The 1,679-nt window shown below is 64.6% G+C and carries 1 protein-coding gene; it reads right to left on the bottom strand.

Going from position 1 to position 1,679, the window contains the following annotated elements; translation table 11 throughout:
• Window positions 1–1,679: amino acid adenylation domain-containing protein (locus tag AC09SL_RS29380; RefSeq protein WP_479571991.1), on the bottom strand; the 1,679-nt coding region annotated here is incomplete at both ends.

Genomic DNA, 1,679 nt, shown 5'->3' with positions numbered 1-1,679 from the left:
GCCTTGCGGTCCACCTTGCCGTTGAGGGTCAACGGGAACGCCGACAGCATCACGAACGCCGCCGGCACCATGTAGTCGGCCAGGGTCGCGGACAATTGCTCGCGCAACCCGACCACGCTCAGCGTCACCTGCGGTTGGGCAATGACATAGGCCACCAGGCGTTTCTCGCCCGTTTCATCGGCCCGCACCAGCACCACCGCGTCCTTCACGCCGTCGCAGGCCACCAGCTTGGCTTCGATCTCGCCCAGTTCGATGCGGAAACCGCGGATTTTCACTTGGTCGTCGTTACGCCCCAGGCATTCCAGGCTGCCGTCCGGCAACCAGCGGCCAAGGTCACCGGTGCGGTACAGCAACGCATCAGGCTCATGGCTGAACGGGTCGGCGATGAATTTCTCCGCGGTCAGGTCCGGCCGGTTCAGGTAACCCTTGGCCACGCCTTTGCCGCCGATGTACATCTCGCCGACGACACCCAACGGTGCCAACTGTTGGCGCGCGTCGAGCACATAAACCTGGGTGTTGCCGATCGGTCCGCCGATGGGCACGCATTCGGCATCCGCCGCCACGGCCTTCACCTCAAGGGTGGTGGCGTAGGTGGTGGTTTCGGTTGGGCCATAGCAGTGCACCAGGCGCAAACTCGGCGCCAGGTCCAGCAAACACCGGAACGACGCCACATCGGCCCGCTCACCGCCACACAACAGGATGCGCAAGCCGCCAATGGCCTGGGGAATGAGCTGCACATACTGGTTGAAGATCGCCGTGGTCACGAACAGCACCGTGACGCCCGAATCCTCCAGCACCTGGGCAAACCGCGAAGGCTCGAGCAGGGTTTCATGGTCGATCACCACCACTTGCCCACCATTGAGCAAGGCGCCCCAGACGTCCATGGTGCTGGCGTCGAACGCCGGGTTGGAGGCGAAGGCGATGCGGTCGTGCTCATTGAAATCGGCATAACCGTTGTTGATCACCAGGCGGTTGATCGCCCGATGGGGAACCAGCACGCCTTTCGGGGTGCCAGTGGAGCCCGAGGTGTACATGATGTAGGCGATCGATTCACTGGACTGCGCCAATGCCGGGTTGTGCAGCGGCCCCTGGCTGTCCAGCGTGTCCAGGTCGATGCGCGAAGCGCCGTCGGGCACGGCCTCGGTACTGAACGTCAGCAGGCACTTGGCCTGGCAATCGTCGAGCATGAAGCCCTGGCGCTCCAGGGAGGCGTTGCGGTCCAGCGGCACGTAGGCCGCCGCGCACTTGAGGATCGCCAGTTGACTGGCCAGCAGCTCGATGGAGCGTGGCAACAGGATCGCCACGCAGTCATCCGGCTGCACGCCGAGGCCGATCAGGTGATGGGCCAGGCGGTTGGCCCGCTCGTTCAGCTGCGCGTAAGTCACTTGCCGCTGCCCGTGCACCGCCGCAATCGCCTGCGGCAAGTCCGCGGCCTGGGCTTCGAACAGCGCCAGGACGGTTTGCTCATGGGGATAGGCGCGTTGGGTGGCGTTGAAGTCCACCAGCAACAGGTGGCGTTCGCTTTCCGGCAGCATCTCCAAGCGGTTGAGTGGCGTCTGGGGCGTGTGTTCGAGGGCCTGCACCAGGCTTTCCAGGGCCGTGTGCATGTAGGCGCAGATGCGCGCCGCACCGATCCCTTGCACCACCAGGGCACTCAGCATGAAACCGTCGCCCAGGTC

It is taken from the genome of Pseudomonas sp. PF05 (assembly GCF_056521845.1).
This window is presented reverse-complemented; position numbering and strand designations above follow the sequence as displayed.